This window comes from Proteus sp. G2626 (assembly GCF_009915985.1).
In the GTDB taxonomy this organism is placed as follows: domain Bacteria; phylum Pseudomonadota; class Gammaproteobacteria; order Enterobacterales; family Enterobacteriaceae; genus Proteus; species Proteus vulgaris.
In genome coordinates, this window is sequence record NZ_JAABNH010000022.1 from 12200 (window position 1) to 36685 (window position 24486).

At 37.8% G+C, this 24486-nt stretch carries 35 protein-coding genes and 1 tRNA gene; 28 read left to right on the top strand and 8 right to left on the bottom strand.

The window, feature by feature from the left end:
* Positions 1 to 509 precede the first annotated feature (509 nt).
* From GWJ05_RS08750 to GWJ05_RS08775, 6 genes are all read right to left on the bottom strand, one after another.
* A complete protein-coding gene (locus GWJ05_RS08750) occupies positions 510 to 1676 on the bottom strand; it encodes a 5-methyltetrahydropteroyltriglutamate--homocysteine S-methyltransferase (protein ID WP_036934641.1) in 1167 nt (388 codons plus the stop codon).
* A gap of 240 nt (positions 1677 to 1916) precedes the next feature.
* Positions 1917 to 2300, bottom strand: a complete 384-nt coding sequence (locus GWJ05_RS08755) for an antiterminator Q family protein (RefSeq protein ID WP_036934643.1) — start codon at positions 2298 to 2300, stop codon at positions 1917 to 1919.
* Positions 2300 to 3274, bottom strand: a complete 975-nt coding sequence (locus GWJ05_RS08760) for a DUF7146 domain-containing protein (RefSeq protein ID WP_036934645.1) — start codon at positions 3272 to 3274, stop codon at positions 2300 to 2302. Before GWJ05_RS08760 ends, GWJ05_RS08755 begins: the two co-directional genes overlap by 1 nt.
* Complete coding sequence (locus tag GWJ05_RS08765; protein WP_072070101.1) at positions 3271 to 4836, bottom strand: DEAD/DEAH box helicase family protein; 1566 nt, start codon at positions 4834 to 4836, stop codon at positions 3271 to 3273. Before GWJ05_RS08765 ends, GWJ05_RS08760 begins: the two co-directional genes overlap by 4 nt.
* Positions 4837 to 5095: 259 nt before the next feature.
* Positions 5096 to 5365 carry a hypothetical protein gene (locus GWJ05_RS08770; RefSeq protein WP_072070102.1) on the bottom strand — a complete coding sequence of 90 codons (270 nt, stop codon included), beginning with the start codon at positions 5363 to 5365 and terminating at the stop codon, positions 5096 to 5098.
* The gene (locus GWJ05_RS08775; protein WP_036934651.1) at positions 5337 to 5561 is read right to left on the bottom strand and encodes a Cro/CI family transcriptional regulator; all 225 of its coding nucleotides are present in this window, start codon (positions 5559 to 5561) and stop codon (positions 5337 to 5339) included. Before GWJ05_RS08775 ends, GWJ05_RS08770 begins: the two co-directional genes overlap by 29 nt.
* A gap of 94 nt (positions 5562 to 5655) precedes the next feature.
* Here GWJ05_RS08775 and GWJ05_RS08780 point away from each other — a divergent pair, with 94 nt between their 5' ends.
* The 18 genes from GWJ05_RS08780 to GWJ05_RS08860 all read left to right on the top strand — a co-directional run bounded on the left by GWJ05_RS08780 (position 5656) and on the right by GWJ05_RS08860 (position 13404).
* Complete coding sequence (locus GWJ05_RS08780; protein WP_036934653.1) at positions 5656 to 6366, top strand: LexA family protein; 711 nt, start codon at positions 5656 to 5658, stop codon at positions 6364 to 6366.
* 8 nt (positions 6367 to 6374) lie between these two features.
* Positions 6375 to 6716 carry a DUF3024 domain-containing protein gene (locus GWJ05_RS08785; protein ID WP_072070103.1) on the top strand — a complete coding sequence of 114 codons (342 nt, stop codon included), beginning with the start codon at positions 6375 to 6377 and terminating at the stop codon, positions 6714 to 6716.
* 46 nt (positions 6717 to 6762) lie between these two features.
* Positions 6763 to 7689 (top strand): hypothetical protein, encoded by a 927-nt coding sequence (locus tag GWJ05_RS08790; protein WP_052038444.1) that lies wholly within the window; start codon positions 6763 to 6765, stop codon positions 7687 to 7689.
* An 83-nt stretch (positions 7690 to 7772) separates the two neighbouring features.
* Positions 7773 to 7994, top strand: coding sequence for a putative hemolysin (locus tag GWJ05_RS08795; RefSeq protein ID WP_036934656.1), 222 nt, complete (start codon positions 7773 to 7775; stop codon positions 7992 to 7994).
* 217 nt (positions 7995 to 8211) lie between these two features.
* Positions 8212 to 8418, top strand: coding sequence for a hypothetical protein (locus GWJ05_RS08800; protein ID WP_072070104.1), 207 nt, complete (start codon positions 8212 to 8214; stop codon positions 8416 to 8418).
* Between the two features lie 2 nt (positions 8419 to 8420).
* Positions 8421 to 8630, top strand: a complete 210-nt coding sequence (locus tag GWJ05_RS08805) for a hypothetical protein (protein WP_036934661.1) — start codon at positions 8421 to 8423, stop codon at positions 8628 to 8630.
* On the top strand, positions 8611 to 8787 hold the full coding sequence (locus GWJ05_RS18435) for a hypothetical protein (protein ID WP_164526622.1): 177 nt from the start codon (positions 8611 to 8613) through the stop codon (positions 8785 to 8787). The genes GWJ05_RS08805 and GWJ05_RS18435 overlap by 20 nt, the downstream gene beginning before the upstream one ends.
* On the top strand, positions 8777 to 9178 hold the full coding sequence (locus GWJ05_RS08810) for a hypothetical protein (RefSeq protein WP_072070105.1): 402 nt from the start codon (positions 8777 to 8779) through the stop codon (positions 9176 to 9178). The genes GWJ05_RS18435 and GWJ05_RS08810 overlap by 11 nt, the downstream gene beginning before the upstream one ends.
* Positions 9178 to 9477, top strand: coding sequence for a hypothetical protein (locus tag GWJ05_RS08815; protein WP_036934667.1), 300 nt, complete (start codon positions 9178 to 9180; stop codon positions 9475 to 9477). Before GWJ05_RS08810 ends, GWJ05_RS08815 begins: the two co-directional genes overlap by 1 nt.
* Complete coding sequence (locus GWJ05_RS08820; protein ID WP_072070106.1) at positions 9474 to 9896, top strand: hypothetical protein; 423 nt, start codon at positions 9474 to 9476, stop codon at positions 9894 to 9896. Before GWJ05_RS08815 ends, GWJ05_RS08820 begins: the two co-directional genes overlap by 4 nt.
* A 74-nt stretch (positions 9897 to 9970) precedes the next feature.
* Positions 9971 to 10324 (top strand): hypothetical protein, encoded by a 354-nt coding sequence (locus GWJ05_RS08825; RefSeq protein ID WP_072070107.1) that lies wholly within the window; start codon positions 9971 to 9973, stop codon positions 10322 to 10324.
* A complete protein-coding gene (locus GWJ05_RS08830) occupies positions 10311 to 10517 on the top strand; it encodes a hypothetical protein (protein WP_052038446.1) in 207 nt (68 codons plus the stop codon). The genes GWJ05_RS08825 and GWJ05_RS08830 overlap by 14 nt, the downstream gene beginning before the upstream one ends.
* Positions 10514 to 10990 carry a hypothetical protein gene (locus tag GWJ05_RS08835; RefSeq protein WP_036934671.1) on the top strand — a complete coding sequence of 159 codons (477 nt, stop codon included), beginning with the start codon at positions 10514 to 10516 and terminating at the stop codon, positions 10988 to 10990. The genes GWJ05_RS08830 and GWJ05_RS08835 overlap by 4 nt, the downstream gene beginning before the upstream one ends.
* Positions 10991 to 11001: 11 nt before the next feature.
* Positions 11002 to 11700: a Rha family transcriptional regulator gene (locus GWJ05_RS08840; protein ID WP_036934672.1), complete on the top strand. Its 699-nt coding sequence runs from the start codon at positions 11002 to 11004 to the stop codon at positions 11698 to 11700.
* Positions 11700 to 12281: a hypothetical protein gene (locus tag GWJ05_RS08845; RefSeq protein WP_036934674.1), complete on the top strand. Its 582-nt coding sequence runs from the start codon at positions 11700 to 11702 to the stop codon at positions 12279 to 12281. Before GWJ05_RS08840 ends, GWJ05_RS08845 begins: the two co-directional genes overlap by 1 nt.
* Positions 12282 to 12293: 12 nt before the next feature.
* Positions 12294 to 12902, top strand: a complete 609-nt coding sequence (locus tag GWJ05_RS08850; protein WP_036934676.1) for a hypothetical protein — start codon at positions 12294 to 12296, stop codon at positions 12900 to 12902.
* Entirely contained in the window at positions 12902 to 13219 is a 318-nt protein-coding gene (locus GWJ05_RS08855; RefSeq protein WP_036934679.1) for a hypothetical protein, read from the top strand. The genes GWJ05_RS08850 and GWJ05_RS08855 overlap by 1 nt, the downstream gene beginning before the upstream one ends.
* A gap of 32 nt (positions 13220 to 13251) precedes the next feature.
* The gene (locus GWJ05_RS08860) at positions 13252 to 13404 is read left to right on the top strand and encodes a helix-turn-helix transcriptional regulator (RefSeq protein WP_115065750.1); all 153 of its coding nucleotides are present in this window, start codon (positions 13252 to 13254) and stop codon (positions 13402 to 13404) included.
* 76 nt (positions 13405 to 13480) lie between these two features.
* Here GWJ05_RS08860 and GWJ05_RS08865 read toward each other — a convergent pair.
* Positions 13481 to 13557: transfer RNA gene (locus GWJ05_RS08865), tRNA-Arg, on the bottom strand.
* Between the two features lie 190 nt (positions 13558 to 13747).
* Between GWJ05_RS08865 and folD the strand changes: the two genes are divergently transcribed.
* The 4 genes from folD (at position 13748) to GWJ05_RS08885 (ending at position 17110) form a co-directional block, all read left to right on the top strand.
* Positions 13748 to 14620 carry a bifunctional methylenetetrahydrofolate dehydrogenase/methenyltetrahydrofolate cyclohydrolase FolD gene (gene folD / locus GWJ05_RS08870; RefSeq protein WP_036934683.1) on the top strand — a complete coding sequence of 291 codons (873 nt, stop codon included), beginning with the start codon at positions 13748 to 13750 and terminating at the stop codon, positions 14618 to 14620.
* A gap of 3 nt (positions 14621 to 14623) precedes the next feature.
* On the top strand, positions 14624 to 14836 hold the full coding sequence (ybcJ, locus tag GWJ05_RS08875) for a ribosome-associated protein YbcJ (protein ID WP_036934684.1): 213 nt from the start codon (positions 14624 to 14626) through the stop codon (positions 14834 to 14836).
* A gap of 652 nt (positions 14837 to 15488) precedes the next feature.
* Positions 15489 to 16430: a 1-phosphofructokinase gene (gene fruK / locus GWJ05_RS08880; RefSeq protein ID WP_036934685.1), complete on the top strand. Its 942-nt coding sequence runs from the start codon at positions 15489 to 15491 to the stop codon at positions 16428 to 16430.
* A 236-nt stretch (positions 16431 to 16666) separates the two neighbouring features.
* Positions 16667 to 17110 carry a hypothetical protein gene (locus tag GWJ05_RS08885; protein ID WP_036934686.1) on the top strand — a complete coding sequence of 148 codons (444 nt, stop codon included), beginning with the start codon at positions 16667 to 16669 and terminating at the stop codon, positions 17108 to 17110.
* Positions 17111 to 17207: 97 nt separating this feature from the next.
* Here the strand turns inward: GWJ05_RS08885 and cysS are convergent, their stop codons facing one another.
* Positions 17208 to 18599 (bottom strand): cysteine--tRNA ligase, encoded by a 1392-nt coding sequence (gene cysS, locus GWJ05_RS08890; RefSeq protein ID WP_036934688.1) that lies wholly within the window; start codon positions 18597 to 18599, stop codon positions 17208 to 17210.
* 375 nt (positions 18600 to 18974) lie between these two features.
* Between cysS and ppiB the strand changes: the two genes are divergently transcribed.
* The 6 genes from ppiB (at position 18975) to GWJ05_RS08920 (ending at position 24402) form a co-directional block, all read left to right on the top strand.
* Positions 18975 to 19469: a peptidylprolyl isomerase B gene (ppiB, locus tag GWJ05_RS08895; protein WP_036934689.1), complete on the top strand. Its 495-nt coding sequence runs from the start codon at positions 18975 to 18977 to the stop codon at positions 19467 to 19469.
* 12 nt (positions 19470 to 19481) lie between these two features.
* A complete protein-coding gene (locus GWJ05_RS08900) occupies positions 19482 to 20204 on the top strand; it encodes a UDP-2,3-diacylglucosamine diphosphatase (protein ID WP_036934690.1) in 723 nt (240 codons plus the stop codon).
* A gap of 134 nt (positions 20205 to 20338) precedes the next feature.
* Positions 20339 to 20860: a 5-(carboxyamino)imidazole ribonucleotide mutase gene (purE, locus tag GWJ05_RS08905; protein ID WP_036934692.1), complete on the top strand. Its 522-nt coding sequence runs from the start codon at positions 20339 to 20341 to the stop codon at positions 20858 to 20860.
* Entirely contained in the window at positions 20857 to 21924 is a 1068-nt protein-coding gene (gene purK, locus GWJ05_RS08910; protein WP_036934694.1) for a 5-(carboxyamino)imidazole ribonucleotide synthase, read from the top strand. The genes purE and purK overlap by 4 nt, the downstream gene beginning before the upstream one ends.
* Positions 21925 to 22047: 123 nt before the next feature.
* Positions 22048 to 23307 (top strand): MFS transporter, encoded by a 1260-nt coding sequence (locus tag GWJ05_RS08915; protein ID WP_036934696.1) that lies wholly within the window; start codon positions 22048 to 22050, stop codon positions 23305 to 23307.
* Positions 23308 to 23376: 69 nt separating this feature from the next.
* Positions 23377 to 24402 carry a mechanosensitive ion channel family protein gene (locus GWJ05_RS08920; protein WP_036934697.1) on the top strand — a complete coding sequence of 342 codons (1026 nt, stop codon included), beginning with the start codon at positions 23377 to 23379 and terminating at the stop codon, positions 24400 to 24402.
* Positions 24403 to 24486 lie beyond the last annotated feature (84 nt).

A 24486-nucleotide genomic window follows, 5' to 3' on the forward strand; every position in this document is an offset into this window, starting at 1 on the left:
TTGCTCGGAATAACCGAACATGTGAAATAGCGTTATCGGAATTCCGACATCGGAACAATATCAATAACTTAAACTATGTTACCCTCATCAATGAAGGTAACACCCTCGAATTCGGGGGAATTAAAATAGAAAGCCCCAAGTGTATCGCAAGCCAGATTTCTCCGTTCTGCGTAGTGACTATGAGGGCACTATTATGAGATTGTGGAGGAAGGCTATTTAATCCTTCGTCGGTTTCCAGATACTCTCAGGGGCTTAGCCTAATCCGCAAAGGCCGCCTCTGGATGGTGTGCGGTACATCCGACAGTCCATACACTGCCGATCAGTCTCGGCGTTCTCCACAATGGTTAAGGCGCCTTCTCCATGCAGTGCAAGGGTGATTTTACTCACCCAAAGACACCTTACCATTGCAGATAACAAAAAACCCCGCCGAAGCGAGGTTTTAAAAAAAACTATCAATAATCTCACGATATATGGAGTTTTATGAGTAATAACGTTTTCAGTCTGTGGGATTAATATTTCCAGACTTCTTGAGCAATCTCTTTTACTAATGCAATTTTATCCCATTGTTGCTCTTCAGTTAATGCATTCCCTTCTTCAGTTGATGCAAATCCACATTGAGTACTTAAACATAGTCGATCTAATGGTACGAACTTACTAGCTTCATAGATTCGCTCTATTACTTTTTGTTTACTCTCTAACTCTCCAGTTTTTGAAGAAATTAATCCCAGAACAACTTTTTTATTGCCTGAAACATAAGATAACGGGGAGAAATCACCAGCTCTATCTGTATCAAACTCTAAATAATATGCTGATACATTTTCTCTTCCAAAAAGGATCTCAGCAATCGGTCCATAGCCACCACTAGCGGCCCATGTAGAACGATAATTACCTCGGCAAACATGTGTTGTTAACACTAAATCTGATGGTGCGTTTTTAATCGCTTCATTATTCAAATAAACAAGCGTTTCCGCTAATGAGTTTATATCATTGCTTATTACAGTATGATCTGAATGGCATGAGCAACTATTTACACTTTCGCTCTCAGCAATACCTGAGTTGTGATATCGAGAATCAACCATCATACCCCAAGTACAATCATCTAATTGCAAATTGCGACACCCTACAAGATATAACTCTTTTATAAATTCTTGATAAGCACCAATAATATCGTTAATTAACTCATCTTTTGAAGGATAAATTGCATTAGTGCTATCTAAATTCTCTGGTCGATAAAGCTCTTTGAAAAATTGAGCTGGTGCAGGGATCGTTAAACGAGGAACAATATTATCCTCAGCAAATTTCAACAAAAATGAAAAATGTTCAATAAAAGGGTGGTTATTTCCAGATATTTTTCCTGTTAATCGAGCCGTCTCTGGACGAGTTTCAATACCATCGAATGAATATCCTTTAGATAAAAAGGCTTTTTCAACGCCGTTTAATCCCCACATAAAGTCTAAATGCCACCAGCTACGACGAAACTCACCATCGGTAATAACATGTAATCCGGCTTTTTTCTGCTTTTCTACTAACTCAATGATCGCTTTATCTTCTATTTTTTTTAATTCATGGCTAGAAATAGTGCCATTAGCATAATCGCTACGCGCTTTATGTAGATATTCAGGTCGAAGGTAACTACCAACGACATCAGCTTTAAATGGAGGGATGTTAGTGCTCATTCAATATATCCTATATTTTCTTATTAAGAATTTTGCTACCAAACATAGCATTAATAAAAAAAATGGATATTGAAACTATTTCATATTTAATATGAAGCTATTTCATTTTAAAAATTAAAAGCGCAGACAAAGAGAATAACCAATAAAAACACAAAACCTCACTTTAAATGAGGTTCATAAGCTAGTTGACCTTGATGTCAGTCTTATCACAATATCATCATTTTTACGTACGTAAAGTTTTTATATGATTTTTTCTACATATCGATCCATCTCTAATGGAACATCTAGCATCATTAACATACCTTCTATTATTCCTTCTGCCTTTTGTAATTTTTTACCTATATGCCCATCAGAACAATTGTGCTTGTTAGCAAGTTGCATAAATGTCATTCCGAATAAGTAATAATCAAGCAATAGATCATGCATATCACTATTCTTTTTATTCAATTGCGCCATACAACTAGAAATAATTATTGCATCGTCTTCACAGCATTGAGGACGAGCTTTAACCTTGCTTGGTATTAATCCACTAAATCCCGCAGCAATCGAATACCATTGAACCGACTCTGTATTATCTGCCGACCATGCACCCCATCTTTCTAATACCTGTTGTATATCACGCATTACGCCACTTCCTTATGTTGTCTTGAAAATACTAACTCTCTTACCTCACAAGCTTCTGTTAGCATGTCATTAAAATCACCATTATCAGGCCATCTCACACTGACCGTTTCTACATCATTATTAGAAAGTAGGTTTTTATGTGCGCACTCCATAGCAGCTGCATGACCTGCCGCATTCCAATCCATATCTGTAAAGATAACAAGGTGGATAACACCTTTTGGTGCTTTGAACTTTTTCATGAAGTTAGTATTGATGACCGACCAAGTATTTACACCATAGAGTTGCTTACAAGAAAGTGTGGTCTCTATACCTTCAGCAATGCCAAGTGTAGTATCGACAGGAAACATTCTTATCGCGACAGATTCTGCATACTCTAAATAATTGTCATCCTGCACAGCAGTCATTTTCTTCACAATATCAAGAGGTGCTTTTTTATCCCCTTGTAAATACGTTCTATGTAAATAACAGAGTTGCCCTTTAGCATCAGTAGCTAGTGACCAGATAGCTTGAAATTTGTCAGAACTATTACGAACAGGCTGATGATCACAATAACGGACGTTATCAAGTGGTAACTCAAAAACACCTCGATTCTGCAAATACTGCATGGCTGGTGTATTTTTAAGTATGGGTAGTTTGGAATAACAGCCCGTAATACGTTGGAATAAATTATTCTTATTTATTTTAGTTGGCAAAATAGCTTCTTTTTCTCGCTGATTACCAATCAACACATCAATTTCATCTGCTAATGTTTTAAAGTCTTTGCCTTGTGTTCTTTCTAACAATTGAAAACCGTTACCCGAACCACACGTACAGATGTAGGTTCCTCGCCCGTCTTTATCATCAATACGAAACTTTCCTTTTTGTCCGCAGATAGGGCATTTCCCTTTAAAGTGCTTACGCCCTGTTATAGGAGGTAACCCATAATGTGCAAATATTTTTGCCCATTGCCCTTTTACGGCATCAATTGTATTCACAGTAAACCTCCTTGCTGTGACTGGTGGCTAATTTGGGTACGTAGATTTTGAATATTGACTTGCGCCTTCTTGCGAGATTTAGCAAAGGCAATTTGTTTATATTTAATGAAGTTGCTCACTTCAGGTGTGATTTCTTGTGGCGTGTTGTGAAAACCTTGTGGCCATACACCAAATTTATCTTTGAAGGTATTGGATACCCAACCATCACTGATGGGCTTGCCCTGTGTCGCACGTTGATTCTGGTAGTATTTCAATTGAGACCACCAGCTTTGCTTATCTTCTCTGGTGTAAGTGCGCTCTTTTTTATTCAGTTTTTTTATGTTTCGGCTGGTATCAACATCGATATCTTCACCCACTAAAGGTTTAAACCCACATTTAGGGCAAACATAAACACCTGCAGGTTTCATGTAATGGCAAGAGGAACATTCTTTCGGTTTCTTCTCTCGTTTTTCTTGCTCTCTGCTAGACGAAGATTCACTCATACCGTCGTTTTTGGTAGGCAGTTCGTCATATTCAATATCATCGGGATAACCTAAGCGGTGAACTGAGCCGGAGTGATCAAAAATAAGGCAAGTCTCTTTTCCTGGTGCGGTACGTAATCCTCTTCCAATAGCCTGACACCAACGAATCTCTGATTTAGTTGGACGGGCGTAAATAATGCAACGGACATCACTATCAAAGCCGGCAATCAATGTTCCCACGCTCACAAGCACCTTGGTCGCGCCTTGCTCAAACCGATGAATAATGATCTGACGCTCATCATGTGGCGTATCTGCGGTGATCACCTCAGCATTGACACCTGCACGATTAAACTCGACGGTGACAAAATTGGCATGACTGACTGTGACGCAAAAGCAAATCGTAGGTAGATTTCGACCATTCACCAACCAGTTATCAACAATATCCCCCACCAAGTCCGCACCACTCATGATTTCAGCAATCTCAGCTTCTTTGTAATCACTACCGAACTCTGCGTTGCTGGACGATTTCACTTTTGATAAATCGGGTTTAGTCGGTGCGTAAAACTCGTATGAGCTTAGATCACCACGCTTGATTAACTCTTTCATGGTGGTGGGTTTGATTAGTGTTTCGTAGTAATGACCAAGGAATGGTGCAAAAGGCGTACCGGACAAACCAATTACCTTGAATTCACTTTCACTGATCACTTCTAATATTTTCTTACGGCGTAAATGCGCCTCATCGATAATGAGTAAATCGATGTTGTTTGGAAAATCTCTACGAATAACGGTATCTGCTGACGCTATTTGAATTAAACGAGTCGGATCATAATTAGGGTGATCACGCCATACATAACTAATCTCTTCGACTGGCAATCCATACTCAATGAAGCGACTGGCTGTTTGATCAATTAAAATGGTGTAAGGAACAAGAAACATTACTCTCATTCCACGCTGAACATGTCCATCAGTAATAAACGCAGCTAATGCCGTTTTTCCGCTTCCTGTTGGGCTATAAATCATGAATGTTCTATTTTGCTTCCATGCCTGACGTAACATCGTCAATCCGCGTTCCTGTGCAAAATTTGGTGTGATTGTTAACATCGGTTTCCTCATTTGATAATTAGCGCTGCCAAAGGAAGGGATTTATTTTTATTTCTTTGGACGTCTAAACGGCTATTGCTTTTTAACTCCTATAGAGATCTATATTTAAGATCTACTCACTCCCTTGGCTGTGCCTTCCCTAACACCCCTTTCAAAGATCACCCCCCTTTCCCCCCTAGAAAGTTTTCCCCTCTTCCCCAGAAAACAATCTAGACGGCTAAACGTCTTAACTTCCAACATCTCCTAAATCCAATCACTGTCAAATCGATAACGGCTTTGCTGTATAACCTTGCATTGCTCTCTGATAACGCTTTATGAACTCTCTTAATCTCACGTTAGCCTCATGACGAGCTTTGTTGTCTTTACGGTAGGGAACTTGTTCTCGTTCCCATTCCGTTTGATACACTTCTGAATATTTAACTAATGCCTTTTGCCTCATGCTTGGGCTTAACTTCGTGAGTTGTTCCTGAATCCACTTAGCATCATCAGGAAAGTAGTGATCAGGCATCGGCATATTGATTTGGTGCATGAGTTTCCCTTTCTGGTTTATTAGGAAAAACTTTAATTTCCTCGGCTCCCACCACTTCTCCATCAACATGAATAACAAAAATATTTCTTTTGTTTTTTAATGCTTTATTTATTGCACTTTGCTGAATACCAAATAAGTCAGCTACTTTTTTTTGCCCCAACTTTGAAACCAAAACCGATAATGGTATTTTTTCCATAAATGCTCCTCCTGAATTTATTATTACCGCTAATGATAATTAAATCAACACCGGAGGTGATTGTTTTTATCTCCGGAGGTGATATTATTAATTTATGAAAAAGAAACCTTTGACTGATGAACAAAAAGCAGACGCAATTCGCCTCAAATCCATATTTGAATCTAAGAAAAAAAACTTGGGATTATCACAAGAAGTTCTTGGGGAAATGTTGGGGATGGGGCAAAGCGCTGTTGCGCAAATATTGAATGGCGTTAATGCTATTAATCATGAGCATGTTGCAAAACTTGCAAAAATACTTGACGTTTCGGTAGAAGAAATAAGCCCATTTCTTGCAAAAGAAATTAGGGAGGTTTACCAACCTGTTTTATCTCACACAACACAAAGCTCTCAAAGTTTTCATCAATACCCATTGTTCACAAAAGTTCAGGCTGGTGCCTTCTCGACAGAATTTAATTCATACACAAAACAAGACGCAGTGTCGTGGATACCAACAGCCAAGAAAGCCAGCGAACGTTCTTTCTGGCTAGAGGTTGAAGGTCAATCAATGACCGCACCACCGGGAGGTAAGCCAAGTTTTCCAGAAGGAATGCTTATCTTGGTTGATCCTGAGGAAGAAGTAGAGTTCGGTGACTTCTGCGTTGCTCGTTTACTAAATGATGAGTTCACATTCAAACGACTGATTAGAGATGGTGGAGTTGAGTACCTAGAGCCATTAAACCCTCGTTTTGACCTGATCCCTATTAACGGGAACTGCACAATCATAGGTAAGGTAATCAAGTCACAATGGCCTGACGACACGTTTTAGGAGGAAATATGGCGTTTAACAATATTGAGATAGCAAATATTAGACGGTGTATGGAATTTTTCATGGAAAAACGCCGCCCAGCAGAGCACCTAAGGGATGAATTAGATTTACAGTATCGTATCGAGGACGACTCAGTAATTATCTTTGAAATTAGGCAACTAATATGGAGTGATGGCAAAGTAGAAGAACCTATAGCAAAAATCACACATAATAAATATTCGAATTCATGGTCTCTGCTTTGGATGGATAAAAATAGTAACTGGCACAACTGCGATGAAAAAATGTTAGGTAGTTTCTCTGACGCTATTAAGCTCGTCGAAGATGATGTACAAGGCTGCTTCTTTGGGTGACGACACGTTTTAGGGTGAGCCCCATTAAAATAAATAAGGATATCAATTGGATAACAATAAACTAGCAGTAATCAATCCCCAAGGGGAATTAGAATTATTTCCAGTGAAAGAAGTTGAGTTCGATGGTATCCAGATGGGAATAATGAATGATGGCACTCCGTATTTAACATTGAGAGGGCTTTCTAGATTATGTGGAGTAGATCATAGAGCTCTTGGTAGGTTAACAACCAACTGGCTTGAAGAAAGAACGAAACCGAGAGGAAAGAAAATTGACTCAATCCTTAGAGGAAAAGGGTTAACGCTCTCCAGCCTATATACTGTTCTTAATAATAATACCGGTGAAGTATATGCATACTCCGATCGCGTATGCATGGCCATATTGGAGTATTACGCCCTTGATGCAGATTCATCTGCATTTGATAATTCTGTAGCTAAGAAAAGATATAGAGACTTAGCCGAATATAGCTTAAGACGCTTTATTTTCCTCAATCTTGGTATTGACCCAGAAAACCCATTACGTAGTGCATGGAAGTGCTTTCAAGAGAGATTGCAGCTAAATGCAAATATACCATTCGGGTATTTTTCTATTTTTAGCGAAATGGCAGATCTAACACTGCGGATGATCAATACAGGGTTCAACCTTGGGCCAGCCTCAATACCTGATATAAGCATTGGAATAACCTGGGGAAAACACTGGGTAAAAAATGACTTATGCAGTAAATACGGAGAAAGGACAAAGCACCCGCACCATTATCCTGATTGGTTCCCTCAACACAAAGCAGGAGCTATAGAAGCGTGGATATATCCAGATGACGCATTAGGTGAGTTTAGGCGCTGGTTACAGAAAATATATTTACCACAAAAATTCCCTGCATACATAGAAAGCAAAATAAAAGATGGAGCAATACCGAAGGTGAATGCAGGAAATTTACTGACGCAAGTAAAAAAACCAGAGCTGCCAAACAAACACTAACCTCCCAGCCCTCCTCGCGAGGGCTTTTTTATGCTAAAAATATATTATTCACAATAGCCATTCGCATCTGTAAGGACAGAATAATGAAAAAATTAACAGTTTTGGCAGCTACCATTATACTCGCTGGGTGCTCTACTACGGGAAATAAACAGGTAGGAATGGCAAACCCTGCCTCTGTGTACTGCGGTGAAATAAGCGGAAAGCTGGAAATAGTTAACACAGATAAAGGTCAAGTAGGATACTGTACATTACCTTCTGGTGAAAGAATTGAAGAGTGGACTTTGTATCGAAGAGATCATAAGTAATACCCTATAGCCCCTAACGGGGCTTTTTTGTCCCCTCTCCCCTCCAAAGAAGTGATCTGCATTCCAATCTGAGATTTATTTGAAAATAAATTCCTTTTAAATTCAATAAAATAACTTGCGGTAATGATAATTAATCACCCGCGGTGTTGACAACAAAATCACTAGCGGTGATACTTAATTGTAAATGATAACTGATATAATTAATGAAGGATCATATATGACCAGTATATATTCTACCGCAATCCCTAATTTGCCGAAACCTGACATGCATACAGCCATAATGTTACCTATGTTCTTGTTTCGTTTCTGGACTAAAACTGAGCATCCAGAGAAAAAAGAAGTTATGGCCACCAGCGCTGAACAAGCTAAAGAGTTACTTGGTGGTAATGTAGTTTTCTCTGCACAATTTCCTTGCGAGGCTTAATTATGGCTCACGAACTCAATTTAGAAGCTGTTGCAAAAAAAAGCGACCAACTAAACGCCCTTTTATTCCAGCTCAACGCTGAGCGCATATCGGGTCAGCCTGAGATAGAAAGCTTAATTGGACTAGCTTACGAATTATCAGGTGATATTTCAGTCTGGTTAATTGAAGAAAATGCACAGAGAGATAATGATCATGGCAAAAGAAATAATTAATGTAGATAGCGGGAAAATGCTAGATACATTACATCGAGTAAAAGCATTCTTAATTTCAGCTCAGTTTCTTTCTCGTAATAGCGAAGAGCGAGCAATTCAACTTAGCTTATTATCTCAAGCAGAAGATGAAATCGATGAGGTTTTAAATGATGAATAACACTAAGTTAAAAGAATCCGCTTGTGATGAATTACTTTATGCAACTTCTATTTTAAATCTCATTATCAATGATAACGTAACACCTAGCGATAATATGTTTAATGCGATTGAATCAGCAGTAGCCAATATAGAAAGAGCTAAAGAAAGTGTATCGAATATTAATACTGATAAATCACCAAAGCCTATCGGTGAAATTAAAATCAGTGATAACGATACAATTGAAACGGCTGTCGGGTGCATTTTAAATACATTAGAAACTGCAATTAATTTAAAAGTCTCTGAAGAAAGCGGTCACATTAAAAATTACGATATTCAAATTACAAATTTAATCCAGTCAGCCAAATTAAATTTAGAAACTGTTTATGAAAAAGTAAGTTTCACGGAGGCTTAATGAATATTGATGACTTAGTTACTCTTCCTGATTTAAGTAAATTAACAGAAGGTGAACTGGGTAACTTAAGAGGTAATTTAGATTTAGCTATCGATTCACTTGTTACAGGAATGAATATATTCGGTGAGTTTATGTTTTGGGCTGATGCTAATGAAAATTATCCCGATGGTAAAGATCATCTTGGGGATGTGGGATTATTTGTAAGTCAGCTATCGTCATTTATATCAATATTAAATGACAGACTTGGTGGAATTGAATACGAAATATCAAATCGAAAAATAAAAGGAACAAGAAAATGAGCAGACAACACGAAGCTATTGAGAAAGCAACTGACAATCAAATTACTATTGCTATGCGCCCTGTTTATATTATTTCAGGTGCTAATCGTGCTTACTTAAGTGAGCGTTCAGCATTAAATAAGCTAGCAAATATCCTCACCGAGCGTGAACTTCATAAGGAAGGCATTGAGACTAACTATGAAGGTGAACAATGCGAACTTGAAAATGGCACAATCGCTTTTAAGCGTGGCGAACCTACCGAACACTTTATGGATCGCAAGGAAGCTAAACTAACCGAACTCCAAGAGCGATTAAAGCAAGAGCGTAATATTGAACGATTACAAAAAGAATATGCTAAAGCTGTCGCTAAATATGATGATGCAGAAAAAGAAGCTGATAGACTATATTACGAATTAAATAATGCTTTAACCAATAAATAAATCATCCACTAAATAAAAATTAATTATAGCGTTCATGCTAGGGATTGCTGCGCTCTAAATCAGGAGTAAGCAACATGGATAAAGTTAATTTACTTGAAGTAAGAAGAAAGCGTTTTATCAACTCAGTGCTTATTTATATTAAACAAAATGGAAAGAAAGCTGAGTTTAAATCAAAGTTAAATAATAAAACTGTTATTACAGAAATTAGCTTTGAAAATTTAAATAATTTCTTCCGTGATGTCTATGAAGAAAAAGATTGCCGTCAACGTTGTAAGTGGAGTGATAAAGATATCTACAATACTTATGAATGGTTATATAACTTAAATGGCTCGATTTCTGATATGGGTAAATTCATGATTGATTATATTGTTGAGTATTTACCTCCTTACTTAAATGGAGAGGAATATAAATATCATGACGTATTCTGAATTCATGAAAAAAGGTAAGCAATTAGAGGGGAAAGGATTTTATAGACGCGCACTAGAGCAATATAACCAAGCTTTTATTATCGCAGATCCACCAGCTAAAGGCGCAATGAGTTATCAACAAAAAATAAGTAATCAATCATCTAAGCGTTGTTTAGATAAAGCCAAAATTAAAATACCGGGTGGCATGTTATGAATAGTAAAAAAATGACAACAAATGAAATCATCGAATATTTAAAAGAAAAAGGTTTCCCTGCTTCCTTATTAGATAAAGAAGCTATTAAGTCAAATCGTAAATTAACACCAGAAGAACAAGAGATATTTGTTAAGCACATTGTTGATAATTTAAGAACGATTGTAGCAAATAAATATTTAATCTCCTGTGTAACGCGATTCGGTCCTGGTCTTAATGAGCAGTTTTCATTTAGACACAAAAATATTGTTGTCGATTTGGATTTAAAAATTATCGAGAAGCTACTCATTGTAAAAGTTGAGTCAGTCATTCTCGATCAGTCAGGCGATGGCGTATTCGCCCTGTTCCGTTTTTACGAAGGTAACAAAGCAAAAGGCGAAGAAGGTGATAAATGGATGCAAGACATGCTTGATCAACTACTCATCAATAGCGCCACTTTGCTTATCTCACAAGGTAAAAGTCAATTAATACACTAAGGATAGTCAATATGAATAATTTAATTAGCACCAATGCGTCAATGACCTCTAAAGAGATCGCCGAATTAGTTGGTAGCCGTGAAGATAGTGTTAAAAGAACTATCGAACGGTTGGCAGAGAAAAATGTTATATCCGAACCACCAACGGTGGATGGGATTAAAGCAGCAAACGGAACCACTCCACTACATTATGTTTTCACAGGTGAAAAAGGTAAACGAGACAGTATCATTGTCGTTGCGCAACTGTCCCCAGAGTTTACAGCTCGGTTAGTTGATCGCTGGAAAGAACTTGAAGATGAACGAGTCAAACCAAAATCACAAGCAGAAATTATTGCTGCTATGGCGCTGGCTAACTTAGAAAGCGAACGCCGTATATCTCATGTAGAGCAAAAAGTTGAACAAGTGAATGAAGTCGTTGAGCAAATAAAACAAGGAACGATCCCTGTAGGTTGGATTGGGTACTCTCTGGCGAGAACTAAATCAGGTATGACGGTGGATAAATGCAAAACACTCACCAAACAGTTCAATGTTCGCAAAAATAAAATAACTATTCTTACGCCCGAAGGTATGCCTAGGCCTATGGCCATTATTCATGAAGCTGATTTTATATCTGCATTCAAGGCAATGATGAGTGAAGCCGAAAAACGTGGCACTCGCTGGCATCATCCTAAAATGGGATTGTTTCAGGCAATTGGCTGGGAGGGTAAATAATGGCTTATTTTACTGATACTAGTAATGGCGTTATTTCTGATGATGGTGCTTTAATATCTTACTCTGAAGCTGTAACAGCCCTTGAATCAGGTCAATACGATAAAGAGTTATTGAAAGGTTTATATTTAGCCGCTGCAGTCATGGGTAAGTTAGCTGATGAACCTGAAACATTAACACCTGAACAGAGAATTTCTGTCTGGCGCTGGGTGGTAGCAACTTGCTTTATTCGTGAACTACAAGAAAAGAATGGCACCACTGAAATTCGTAATGAAGAAGGCGGTGTTGATCTTGCCACTATTTACAGTAACGGAGAAAACGCTTTAACCATTTACCCAACTTCTTTGCGCCTTTGTCTTGCAAGCCATTTTGAAAGCATTCTTATCGAAGAGTTAGGGGGTATCTATAAAGATTATTGTCCTGACTTCATCATAAAAGCCTATATCGGCTTTCTGGACATCTCCCTTGAACATGGTCCTCGCCTATCAGAAAAAGGACGTGAAGGGCTCTGTATTCTTCATGATGATTATATTCGCGAGTTAGAAGCTAATAACGGATTTCTAGCTATGCCAACTATGCACTAAGGACGGTAAAAAATGACAACTAAATTACCTTACATCGAGACAAGCCAATTAAGAGCTGCACTTACATTATTAAAAATGAGTGATGATGTTCGTCTTGTTACTAACTGTGTACATATCAACGCTGAACATATCGAAGTGTCTAATGGGCATGTAGTATTACGCATGAAACACAACTCTGAATTCAGTGATGATATTGTTATTCAATTTGATGAAGCAATTCCTAGCGATGCTGAATATACACATATTAAATCATATGACGATGGTTCTTATGTCGCTATTCATTATAAGCAAGAGAAGGATGAAAATTTCTATCCCTACTATAAAACAAAACTCACTTTAATCAAAGATAAGTACCCGTCATTTAATCGTCTTTTTGAGCAGGAATTTATTAAAGGTGAAGCACCTTTATTGCAGTCCATGTATTTAGCCTTGCCTTATCTACTATTTGGCCGTGTTATTACGGGAATGCTGAAAACAAAAGATAGCAAAAGTGTGCTTTTCGATTTTTCACTTCTGACAAAAAAATCATTTGGTGATCCTAAATTACTTGTATTAGCAGTGGCTGATAATGCTTTTGATATTGCTGATAAAGTTTACAGCTTAATTAAGGATGATGATTAATGACAACTTTAGATTTCAATCTCGTTAGTGTCATCAAAAATGCAGGTAGTGATCCCGGTGATATAACTGATGCAGTCTGGAAAGCCGGTTATCGTAAAACAGATTTTACCACTGAGCAGATCATTGATATTGCAGTAAGCATGACGGGTGATTCTATTTGTTTAAAATTACCCCATGACACCTTACCTAAGACTTTAGATGACATCAGTAAATATCATTTAAACGATATCATTTTTGATGCCCATTGGGATAACCCACCAGCGACTATCGCACAGTGCATTATGGAGAACGGGTATAGGGAAGGAAATAAAAAATGACAACTGTGACTCGATACATTAAGTGGAAGGAAATGATCCAGTTAACTGGCAAAAGCAAACCTACAATTTGGAGAATGTACGCAAAACGAAATGAGTTTCCCAGACCAGAAAGAACAAAAGGTGGTACGTTTTTAGGCTGGCCAGAACATGTCTATGAAGAGTGGGTTAGAAGTGAAAAACTGTAATGCTAACTTGACCCGTTACTTGACCCGCATCTCTTGCGGGTTTCTTTTTAAAATCTTGTAACTCATTGATTTTAAATGGTACGCCCTACAGGATTCGAACCTGTGACCTACGGCTTAGAAGGCCGTTGCTCTATCCAACTGAGCTAAGGGCGCCTAGAAGAGATTAGACGTCAGCAATCACTGCTGATAACGGGTGTGAATTATACGTTCAACATTCTGAGAGTCAACGATTTTTCAACCCTCTCAAACTATATGGTCAAAATATGGCAAGTATTCGACTGACAGATTGCTCTTGATCTGACAAAATAGAGCGATACCGTAATTGAATAATTTGGATGTATAGATGTCAGCAAGAATTATAGATGGGAAATCGATTGCGCAGACCATCAGAAGCGAAGTGGCAGAAAAAGTAAAACAACGTATTAATGCAGGAAAACGAGCACCTGGCTTAGCTGTTATTTTAGTGGGTGATAACCCAGCATCACAGATTTATGTCGGAAGTAAGCGCCGTGCTTGTGATGAAGTTGGTTTTATATCTCGCTCTTATGATTTACCAGACACTACCAGTGAAGCGGATTTATTAAACCTTATCGACCAGCTTAATGAAGATAACTCCATTGATGGTATTCTCGTCCAACTCCCCTTACCTGCTGGAATTGATAATGTTAAGGTGTTAGAACGCATTCACCCTGATAAAGATGTGGATGGTTTTCATCCCTATAATATCGGTCGTCTATGCCAGCGAGCACCAAAATTACGCCCTTGTACACCTCGTGGTATTGTCACACTGCTAGAGCGTTGCAATATTCCGATGAATGGTTTAAATGCCGTTATCATTGGTGCATCAAATATTGTGGGTCGCCCAATGAGCTTAGAGCTCTTACTCGCAGGCTGTACAACAACCGTTACTCATCGTTTTACTAAAGATTTGCGTTTTCATGTTGAACACGCTGATTTAGTCGTTGTCGCGGTAGGTAAACCTAATTTTATTCCCGGTGAGTGGATTAAACCTGGAGCCATTGTCATTGATGTCGGTATTAACCGTCTTGAAAATGGTAAAGTAGTGGGAGACGTTGAATTTGAAGCTGCATCACAACGTGCAGGTTGGATTTCACCCGTACCTGGAGGTGTCGGCCCAATGACAGTCGCCACACTGATTCAAAATACTTTACAAGCATGTGAAGAATATCACGACCCTGAAATAGGAAATAACTAATCAATGGAAACATTTCAATTAGATGGACACGACTATGTTGAGCTTTGTGATCTATTAAAACTTCAAGGTTGGACTGAAAGTGGAGCGGCAGCTAAAATTGTCATTGCTGAAGGATTAGTTAGCGTTGATGGTGTAGTTGAAACACGTAAACGCTGTAAAATTATGGATGGGAAAGTGGTCACCTTTGGTGAATTCTCAGTTAGTGTCAGCAAATAATCAGCAAATCCATTAATATTAAAAGCGTTACGACTCTAAGTGACGCTTTTTTTCTTTTTACTACTTTTTCTCTTTATTCTTCTTTTTTCCTCTACTTTTCTTTATTTAATCCTGTTTTTTTAAAAAAAGACAATCACAACCAATTGAATTAAAAGAAAATCAATAAATTTAGTTTAGTTTAATTAAATTTAGATCATCATTTTTTGGCTTATCTCTTGATATAATCTCTCACAGATCTTCAGCATATTATACATTTGATCAAGATATAGATAAAAAAAGATAATGTAAGTTATTATTATATATATAGATAACACTTTTAAACTATTACTGTAAAACTTCAGCAACAAACCTTTTTGTTGACATTTTTTACTCATTTATTCATGTTTAAATGCACTAAAACGTGATTTAGATCTAATTTATTTCTACTTTCATTAGGCAAAAGAAGATTGTTTGTACTAAATTACACGTTATAATTTGAAACGATTCAGCCTAATGATACGATTTTAGTTGTTATTTTGTGATATTTAGGTCTTTTTTGCCCTTTATCTAACAGGAGATTTTATGCTCGGCTTACCCATTCAAGGTATCTCTGCCTTTGCTAAACCACAGCAAAAAACGATGCCTGTTCATTTATTGAAGGTAAGGAACTAGCATGAAACGCAGAGTTGCAACCATCACACTTAACCCTGCTTATGATCTTGTTGGCTTAAGTGATCCTATTGAACTTGGTGAAGTTAATCGTGTTAAAACAGCAGGCTTTCATGCTGCCGGTAAAGGTATTAACGTAGCTAAAGTCTTAAAAAGCCTCGGTGTTGATGTCACTGTTGGCGGTTTTTTAGGCAAAGAAAATCAAGATGGGTTTCAAAAAGAGTTTAGTGATTCAGGTATTGCTAACCGTTTTCAAATGGTTGAAGGCCGTACCCGTATCAATGTGAAACTGACCGAACCAAATGGTAAAGTCACCGATTTTAATTTTTCTGGTTTTGAAATTACAAAACAAGATTGGGCTCGTTTCGTTAATGATACCCTAAGTTGGGCGGGTCAATTTGATATGATCTGTGTCAGTGGCAGTGTACCTTCTAGCGTTGATCTTAATGATTTCACCGCATGGATGACACGTTTACGTAGCGAATGTATGTGTTTGATCTTTGACAGTAGCCGAGATGCTTTTGTCGCAGGATTAAAAGCCTCACCTTGGCTTGTTAAACCAAATCATCATGAGTTAGAGATTTGGGCAGGTAGGCCTTTACCTGAACTCTCTGATGTTGTGAAAGCCGCCCAAGCATTACGTCAACAAGGTATTGCTCACGTTGTAATTTCATTAGGTGAGCAAGGTGCAATGTGGGTAAATGCATCTGGCGCATGGATGGCAACTCCCCCGAAATGCGATGTTGTTAGTACTGTAGGTGCTGGCGACTCAATGGTTGGTGGCCTAATTTATGGACTAATGATGAGGCAAACCAGCGAGCATACTTTACGCCTTGCAACTGCCGTTTCCGCACTTGCCGTAAGTCAGACCAATGTTGGTATTCGTGATCGAGAACAATTGGCAAAAATGATGGCAGAAGTAGAATTAACCCCTCTAAAATTATAAGTAATAATACCAGTGGTATATCGAATAATATTAAGTAGAATTACCACTATTCCAATTAAATATATTAACGTCATATTTATAAAAACTCCAAAATAGAATCTCTTAAATTGATTAATAATTATTTATTATTAAATCAAACTTTATTTTTTCCAGTTATTCGATAAACTTCACTTTATTAAAAGCTAATAACAATATTCTAAAGCCAATAAAAACTTATTTTGTTTTTAGGAGAAATTATGGAAAGGCCCATAGTACTTTTATGGATCCAAATTATTTCAGTATTATTTTTAGGTGTAAGTTTATTTATATTGGTTGCAGGAGCTCCAATTTATTTATTAGCCATGGCAATGGGGGGTGGCAAAACAATGCTAGTAGGCTTATTCATCATGCTATGCTTAATTATAACAATGATAATTCAAGTTACAGCATGGATAAAACTTGCAAGAAACAGTAAAAATGCTTACTCATTTTTAAAAATTTCATGGGTATGTTTATCTATTTCTTTATTTTTTATACTTAGCATTTCTATGTCATTAACGAATATATCTGAAATTGGTTTTATAACTTTTTCTATTATAGTTATCTTAACTCATAGACTCTTCTTTTCTGAGCATGTCATAAATTATTTTAAAAATAAACAAGAAGATAATGAAAGAGAAACCAGTATTATTAGCCAATAAATTAAATATTAAATAATAAATAGCAAAAAATATCGGATAATAAATATCCGATATTTTTATAAAAACACGTATTTAGTGTAACAACTCGTTAATTATATTAATTATTACGACGCCAAGTTGTTCCTTGAGGACCATCTTCTAAGACAATCCCCATCGCAGTTAACGCATCACGCGCAATATCGGCAGCAGCCCAATCTTTATTTTTACGTGCATTATTACGTTGTTGAATTAAAGCTTCAATTTTTTCAACCTCACCAGCATCGTCTGCTTTAGCACGACTTTGTAAAAAGGCTTCCGGATCTTGCTCTAACAGACCTAATACTTTAGCTAATTTGCGTAACATGGCAGCTAAACCATTAGCTTTATTCATATCCTCGCTTTTTAAGCGATTTACTTCTCGCGCTAAATCAAATAATACTGAATACGCTTCTGGTGTATTGAAGTCATCATTCATAGCCTCAATAAACTGTGCTTCAAACGTTTCTCCCCCTACAGGTTGTGCATTTGCATCAGTACCACGTAATGAAGTATAGAGGCGCTCTAATGCCGTACGTGCCTGCTTTAAGTTCTCTTCAGTATAGTTAAGTTGGCTACGATAATGGCCCGATAATAAGAAATAACGCACCGTCTCAGCATCGTAATAAGCTAATACATCACGAATGGTGAAAAAGTTATTAAGTGACTTAGACATTTTTTCTTTGTCTACCATCACCATACCGGAATGCATCCAGTAATTAACGTAAGGGCCATCATGAGCACAAGTTGATTGTGCTATTTCATTCTCATGATGAGGGAACATTAAGTCTGAGCCACCACCATGAATATCAAAATGATGTCCTAGCTCTTTACCATTCATTGCAGAACATTCGATATGCCAACCAGGACGACCATCTCCCCATGGAGATTTCCAGCTTGGCTCACCCGGTTTGGACATTTTCCATAACACGAAATCCATTGGATTACGTTTCACGTTCGCCACCTCAACACGAGCACCAGCTTGCAATTGCTCTAAATCTTGGCGAGAAAGTAGGCCATAATCAGGATCCGTATCAATCGCAAACATAACGTCACCGTTTTCAGCAACATAAGCATGCCCACGTTTGATTAACGTTTCAGTTAATTCAATAATTTCAGCAATATGATGTGTTGCACGAGGCTCTGAATCAGGGTGGGCAATATTTAATGCATCAAAATCTTTGTGCATTTCAGCAAGCATACGAGTCGTTAATTGCTCACACGTTTCATTGTTCTCAATCGCCCGCTTGATGATTTTATCATCCACATCCGTCACATTACGAACATAATTAACGTCATAGCCTAAATAACGCAGATAACGGGTTATGGCATCAAACGCCACAAATGTACGTCCATGACCAATATGACACAGGTCATAAATAGTGATGCCACACACGTACATACCTATTTTCCCTGCATGGATAGGTTTAAATTCTTCTTTTTGGCGAGTGAGAGTATTAAAAATCTTTAGCATCAGTGGACGTTCCCGTTTTCAACTGTACGTGTTTATTACGTTTTTATATAAAAGAAAATAACAACTACTATAGCACGATATTTATTAGGATATTGGATCTTAAAGGCAAAGCAAACTCAAGATTAGCGCCTTTATATTACTCTGCTTAATATTTATTTTCACTGTTCAATCGTTGATAGTGAACAATCAAACTTCTGTTATTTCGCTAAATTTTGGCTAAAAGTGTTTCTCTCTCATTTTATACGTCTGTTTAGCTAGAAAAATCATCTGAAAAAAAGATGAATACTGACTAAATAAGGCAACTGTGATATAAAAAACGGGACTATTGTTTATGCCCCAATCTGGGTAAAGCTAAAATTATATTAGGATCTGAATATGGTTACTTTTCATACCAATTACGGCGATATCGTGATTAATACATTTGCAGACAAAGCGCCTGCAACCGTAGAAAATTTTTTAGACTACTGTAAAGAAGGATTCTACGATAACACTATCTTCCACCGTGTCATTAACGGTTTTATGATCCAAGGTGGTGGTTTTGAACCCGGTATGAACCAAAAAGCAACCAAAGCACCTGTTAGAAACGAAGCAAACAATGGACTTGCTAATAACCGTGGTACATTGGCGATGGCTCGTACTAACGATCCACATTCTGCAACGGCTCAATTCTTTATCAACGTTGCAGATAATGATTTCTTAAACTTCCGTGCTGAAAATGCAAATGGTTGGGGATATTGTGTCTTCGCTGAAGTTGTTGAAGGAATGGACGTTGTCGACAAAATTAAAGCGGTTTCTACAGGTCGTAGCGGTTTCCACCAAGATGTTCCTCGTGAAGATATCATCATTAAAAGTGTAACGGTTAGCGAATAAGCCTCACTCTTTATGTGTACGCTTTTTATTGCAGACTTACATTTAAGTGAACATGAACCGGCAATCACTGCCGGTTTTCTTCGCTTTTTAAAGGAACAAGCGATTCAGGCCAAAGCGCTTTATATCCTAGGTGATTTTTTTGATTTTTGGATAGGTGATGATGACCCCAATCCTTTACATCAACAAATTGCTCAAGCACTAATGACACTAAAAAATGCGGGTATTCCTGTTTATTTTATTCATGGCAATCGTGATTTTTTAATTGGCACTCGTTTTGCAAAAGAGAGTGGGATCATTCTACTTCCCCAAGAAAAAGTACTCAAAATTTATCAACATCACATCTTAATTTTGCACGGTGATACACTTTGTACAGATGATGATGCTTATCAACGTTATCGTAAAAAAGTACATAATAAATTTATCCAGCGTCTCTTCTTATTGTTACCTCTATTTGTTCGACTGCGTATTGCCGATAAAATGCGTTCGCGTAGTCAACACGAAAACCAATATAAATCTGATGCAATTATGGATGTTAACCCACAAGCGGTGATTGATACCTTTAAACATTTCAATACACAATGGATGATCCACGGACATACACACCGCCCCGCTGTTCATACTGTCCATATTGAAGGTAAAACATACTATCGTGGTGTACTGGGTGCTTGGCATACAGAAGGTTCAATGTTTAAAGTAACCGCTAAAAAAATAGAACTGATTCATTTTCCCTTTTAAGCTCTTTCACTTATTTTTCTCTATAAAGAGCCTTTTTTTCTTTACGCAAACGTTTTCCTTGACGTATTAGCATGATACTATCATTCTCAGTTTATTAGGCTATATCCGTTTATGCTTACAGGAGCAGTTAAGTAATGTCTTCTCACGTTGGTCTAAATACCACTTACCCTCGTATCGCCATTGTAATGGGTTCCAAAAGTGACTGGGCAACCATGTCTCATGCCGCAGATGTATTAGATACACTACAAATTCCTTACCATGTTGAGATTGTCTCTGCACACCGAACCCCTGATAAGTTATTTAGTTTTGCTGAAAAAGCAAAAAGTAATGGCTTTGATGTCATTATTGCTGGTGCAGGAGGAGCTGCCCATTTACCAGGAATGCTTGCAGCTAAAACGTTAGTACCCGTATTTGGTGTTCCTGTTCAAAGTGCGACATTAAGCGGTGTTGATAGCCTCTATTCAATCGTACAAATGCCAAAAGGTATCCCTGTAGGAACCTTAGCGATTGGTAAAGCAGGGGCTGCCAATGCGGCTTTATTAGCGGCTCAAGTTTTAGCGTTACATTCTCCTGCTATTTTAGATGCATTGACTGCATGGCGCACAGCACAAACCGACAATGTATTAAATAACCCAGATCCAAGAGAGGCACTATGAAACCGGTTTGTGTCCTCGGAAATGGTCAATTAGGCAGAATGCTAAGACAAGCAGGTGAACCTTTAGGCATTGCTGTTTACCCCATAGGCTTAGATGCAGAACCAGAAGCTGTTCCCTATCAAAAAAGTATAATCACGGCTGAAATTGAACGCTGGCCTGAAACTGCACTCACCAAAGAGTTAGAGCGTCATACTAACTTTGTAAACCGTGATATCTTCCCTTTGCTTGCCGATAGGTTACCTCAAAAACAACTTCTTGATGAACTAGGTTTAGCTACCGCACCTTGGCAACCCTTAACATCTCCCACACAGTGGCCTGATATTTTTGCTCAATTGGGTGATTTTATTATTGTGAAACGTCGTGTTGGTGGTTATGACGGTCGCGGGCAATGGCGAATTCACCCCGGTGAGGAGCAACAGTTACCCACTGAAATTTATGGTGAATGTATCGTTGAACAAGGTATTCCTTTTTCTGGTGAAGTATCATTAGTAGGAGCCAGAGATAAAAAAGGCCATTGTGTATTTTATCCTTTAACACATAACCTTCATCAAGATGGCATTTTGCGTATGAGTGTTGCATTACCAACGCCCCCCCCAGAATTACAACAATCCGCAGAAAAAATGCTGACATCTATCCTTGATAAACTCAATTATGTGGGTGTGATGGCGATGGAGTGTTTTATTGTCGGTGATAAATTACTTATCAACGAATTAGCTCCCCGAGTCCATAACAGTGGTCACTGGACACAAAACGGCGCCTCAATTAGCCAATTTGAGTTACATTTACGTGCAATCTTAAATTTACCAATGCCAACACCCGAAGTGTGCCAACCAGCAGTGATGATTAATTTGATTGGTACGAATATAAATCCGCAATGGCTTTCATTACCCTTAGTACATCTACATTGGTATGAAAAAGAAGTTCGGCCTGTGCGTAAAGTGGGTCATCTCAATCTTGTTCATCGTAATAACCAACCACTGAAAGACACACTCAAATCCTTAAGTCCAATGCTTGATGATGCCTATCAGTATCCTATCGAATGGGCTTTAGGAAAATTAAGCTAGCAGTCCGACTCATAAAGTTAGAGAATAATAGCCTTTAAACGAACAGACCTTAATTAAAGAGGTCTGTTATTCGCTATTTTCTCCTGATTATTCAGGTTACTGCACCCGTTTGATGGAGTCAGGATGCAAGCCACGCAACAGAATTTTGGACCCATTTATCAGTGGAGTATGCTGATATTACTGGGTTTTGTCTATTTTTTAGCTACCGCAACCACATTTACATCTCTGGGTGTTGTGCTTCCTAGCATGATAAGCGAGCTGAAGTGGAATTGGACACAAGCGGGCCTTGGTTTTACGTTATTAGGATTAACCTGTGGTCTCGCTAGTTTTTTACCCACCTTACTTATTCGTAAATTAAGTGTTCGATTTACTCTTCTTATTGGACTGATAATTTTCGTCAGCGGTTTTTATTTTCTTTATGAAACCTACACCATAGCACAATATTTCCTTGGTACTGCATTATTAGGTATTGGTTTTACTTTGCTTGCAACAGTCCCCGGAACTTACGTTATTTCTCGTTTATTTGAAAAGCAATCTTTTGCCTTCGGTGTTTATTTTACGATTGGTGGATTAGGCGGTGTAGCGGGGCCTTGGATCTACTTTTTAGCCACGCATTTATGGCATACATGGCGTATGCATTGGCTTATTTCAGCGATCACGCTTACCGTTGTTACTCTTTTCACTATTCTCGTTTTACGAGAAGGAAGCAAAGAGCAAGAGCACGCCAAAAGGATCAGCCAGCGCCAAAGTACAAAACGTATCTATCAAACCAAAGAAATTTGGACGGCACGTCATGCTTTAAGAACGTGGCAATTTTATGTTATCGCGGCAACTTACACAGCTTTTTTATGGTGTGGTATTACCGTTAATAGTTTTGCCGTTGCTCATATTATTGAAAATGGCTTTGGCGAAACCATTGCAGCAACCTTATTAAGTAGCATGGCATTTATCAACGCCTTCTCACGCTTAGCGGGGGGGGCGATTGGTGAATGGTTAGAGCCTAAAAAATTACTTATCGCTAGTTTAAGTATTATCATTATCGGGTTATTAGCACTCAGTATGGCGAACTCCTGGATTTACCTGATCCTATTTACGGTTTGTGTCGGTATCGGCTATGGCATGACATTTTTAGCATCAAGTATATTGCTGGCTAACTACTTTGGCCGCTCACCTTATCTTGAGCTATTTTCAGTGATGAATTTAATCTCAACTCTTGCTTGCTTAGCGCCGTTCTTTGCGGGTGCAATAAAAGATATCTCAGGAAGTTTCACTCCTGCATTCTTAATTTTAACCGTACCTGTACTATTGATCCTAGCAGTAACACTCTTTATGAAACCACCGACTTACCCTAAATTTCAGCATGCAAATGAACAGGAAAAGTAACGATTAAAATAAGTAAGATAACGTGTTTCATATTATAAAAAACGCATTTTCTAAGGAGATGTTAAGCTGATGAATGATGCATTAATAATAAAATACTCAATAGGTGTCGGCATTGCTTTAGCCTGCTTTGTTGGTTTTGTTGCCGTCTCTCTTTTTCATGATAAAAAGAAAAAACGTCGTAGAAATATTATTATTCATATTAGCCAAGCCATCTTCCTTTGTAGTTTAGTGATTATCTTAAGCCAATATTGTGAAATGGCCGTTATTGATTTTAATCTCCACTTTATCTCTTTTAGGATGATTAATTTCTTAACTTATATCGGCATTGCCTTAATTTTAATGCAAAAATTTTTCTTACTTATTAATCAATTAGAGCAATCACAAATCAGAAAAGGTAGCGATCCTACTTCTGCTCGTATTATTTCTCGTATATTTAAAATTACCCTTTTTGTCATCATCATCTTATTGTTTGGTGAACATTTTGGTATGAGTTTATCTGGCTTAATGACTTTTGGCGGATTAGGCGGTATTGCCATTGGTATGGCGAGTAAAGATGTACTCAGTAACCTTTTTTCGGGTGTTATGCTCTATTTCGACCGTCCTTTTAATATTGGTGACTGGGTACGTTCGCCTGATCGTAATATTGAAGGTACAGTAGTAGAGATTGGTTGGCGTATTACTAAAATTATTACCTTCGATCACCGGCCACTTTATATTCCCAATTCAATTTTCTCCTCCATTAGCGTAGAAAATCCGGGGAGAATGACGAACCGGCGCATTGAAACTGAACTTGGTTTACGTTACGAAGATTCAGATAAAATTGGTGTTATCGTTGAAGATATTCGCACTATGCTCATGCAAAATGAAAAAATCGATACACAACAAACCTTGTTAGTCTATTTTAATCAATTTGCAGACTCTTCACTCAATATTATGGTGTATTGTTTCACCAAAACAACCGTCTGGGCACAGTGGCTAGAAGCTCAGCAAGAAGTCTATTTGAAGATAATTGAGATTGTGCATAAACATGGTGCCGATTTTGCATTTCCATCTCAAACTGTTTATATCGAAAAACCCACTCCTATTACCCAATAATAAAACAATGGATAAGTTTATTTTTCTATAGACTTATCCATTAACTTATTTATCAGACTGGTAATTTATGCAGATACCATGCAT

Bases quoted from the DNA above. Each gene is read 5' to 3' on its own strand.
- GWJ05_RS08750 (WP_036934641.1), bottom strand. From the start codon at position 1,676: ATGAGCACTAACATCCCTCCATTTAAAGCTGATGTCGTTGGTAGTTAC.
- GWJ05_RS08755 (WP_036934643.1), bottom strand. From the start codon at position 2,300: ATGCGTGATATACAACAGGTATTAGAAAGATGGGGTGCATGGTCGGCA.
- GWJ05_RS08765 (WP_072070101.1), bottom strand. From the start codon at position 4,836: ATGTTAACAATCACACCAAATTTTGCACAGGAACGCGGATTGACGATG.
- GWJ05_RS08770 (WP_072070102.1), bottom strand. From the start codon at position 5,365: ATGCACCAAATCAATATGCCGATGCCTGATCACTACTTTCCTGATGAT.
- GWJ05_RS08775 (WP_036934651.1), bottom strand. From the start codon at position 5,561: ATGGAAAAAATACCATTATCGGTTTTGGTTTCAAAGTTGGGGCAAAAA.
- GWJ05_RS08780 (WP_036934653.1), top strand. From the start codon at position 5,656: ATGAAAAAGAAACCTTTGACTGATGAACAAAAAGCAGACGCAATTCGC.
- GWJ05_RS08785 (WP_072070103.1), top strand. From the start codon at position 6,375: ATGGCGTTTAACAATATTGAGATAGCAAATATTAGACGGTGTATGGAA.
- GWJ05_RS08795 (WP_036934656.1), top strand. From the start codon at position 7,773: ATGAAAAAATTAACAGTTTTGGCAGCTACCATTATACTCGCTGGGTGC.
- GWJ05_RS08800 (WP_072070104.1), top strand. From the start codon at position 8,212: ATGACCAGTATATATTCTACCGCAATCCCTAATTTGCCGAAACCTGAC.
- GWJ05_RS08805 (WP_036934661.1), top strand. From the start codon at position 8,421: ATGGCTCACGAACTCAATTTAGAAGCTGTTGCAAAAAAAAGCGACCAA.
- GWJ05_RS18435 (WP_164526622.1), top strand. From the start codon at position 8,611: ATGGCAAAAGAAATAATTAATGTAGATAGCGGGAAAATGCTAGATACA.
- GWJ05_RS08810 (WP_072070105.1), top strand. From the start codon at position 8,777: ATGATGAATAACACTAAGTTAAAAGAATCCGCTTGTGATGAATTACTT.
- GWJ05_RS08815 (WP_036934667.1), top strand. From the start codon at position 9,178: ATGAATATTGATGACTTAGTTACTCTTCCTGATTTAAGTAAATTAACA.
- GWJ05_RS08820 (WP_072070106.1), top strand. From the start codon at position 9,474: ATGAGCAGACAACACGAAGCTATTGAGAAAGCAACTGACAATCAAATT.
- GWJ05_RS08825 (WP_072070107.1), top strand. From the start codon at position 9,971: ATGGATAAAGTTAATTTACTTGAAGTAAGAAGAAAGCGTTTTATCAAC.
- GWJ05_RS08830 (WP_052038446.1), top strand. From the start codon at position 10,311: ATGACGTATTCTGAATTCATGAAAAAAGGTAAGCAATTAGAGGGGAAA.
- GWJ05_RS08835 (WP_036934671.1), top strand. From the start codon at position 10,514: ATGAATAGTAAAAAAATGACAACAAATGAAATCATCGAATATTTAAAA.
- GWJ05_RS08840 (WP_036934672.1), top strand. From the start codon at position 11,002: ATGAATAATTTAATTAGCACCAATGCGTCAATGACCTCTAAAGAGATC.
- GWJ05_RS08845 (WP_036934674.1), top strand. From the start codon at position 11,700: ATGGCTTATTTTACTGATACTAGTAATGGCGTTATTTCTGATGATGGT.
- GWJ05_RS08850 (WP_036934676.1), top strand. From the start codon at position 12,294: ATGACAACTAAATTACCTTACATCGAGACAAGCCAATTAAGAGCTGCA.
- GWJ05_RS08855 (WP_036934679.1), top strand. From the start codon at position 12,902: ATGACAACTTTAGATTTCAATCTCGTTAGTGTCATCAAAAATGCAGGT.
- GWJ05_RS08860 (WP_115065750.1), top strand. From the start codon at position 13,252: ATGATCCAGTTAACTGGCAAAAGCAAACCTACAATTTGGAGAATGTAC.
- folD (WP_036934683.1), top strand. From the start codon at position 13,748: ATGTCAGCAAGAATTATAGATGGGAAATCGATTGCGCAGACCATCAGA.
- ybcJ (WP_036934684.1), top strand. From the start codon at position 14,624: ATGGAAACATTTCAATTAGATGGACACGACTATGTTGAGCTTTGTGAT.
- fruK (WP_036934685.1), top strand. From the start codon at position 15,489: ATGAAACGCAGAGTTGCAACCATCACACTTAACCCTGCTTATGATCTT.
- GWJ05_RS08885 (WP_036934686.1), top strand. From the start codon at position 16,667: ATGGAAAGGCCCATAGTACTTTTATGGATCCAAATTATTTCAGTATTA.
- cysS (WP_036934688.1), bottom strand. From the start codon at position 18,599: ATGCTAAAGATTTTTAATACTCTCACTCGCCAAAAAGAAGAATTTAAA.
- ppiB (WP_036934689.1), top strand. From the start codon at position 18,975: ATGGTTACTTTTCATACCAATTACGGCGATATCGTGATTAATACATTT.
- GWJ05_RS08900 (WP_036934690.1), top strand. From the start codon at position 19,482: ATGTGTACGCTTTTTATTGCAGACTTACATTTAAGTGAACATGAACCG.
- purE (WP_036934692.1), top strand. From the start codon at position 20,339: ATGTCTTCTCACGTTGGTCTAAATACCACTTACCCTCGTATCGCCATT.
- purK (WP_036934694.1), top strand. From the start codon at position 20,857: ATGAAACCGGTTTGTGTCCTCGGAAATGGTCAATTAGGCAGAATGCTA.
- GWJ05_RS08915 (WP_036934696.1), top strand. From the start codon at position 22,048: ATGCAAGCCACGCAACAGAATTTTGGACCCATTTATCAGTGGAGTATG.
- GWJ05_RS08920 (WP_036934697.1), top strand. From the start codon at position 23,377: ATGAATGATGCATTAATAATAAAATACTCAATAGGTGTCGGCATTGCT.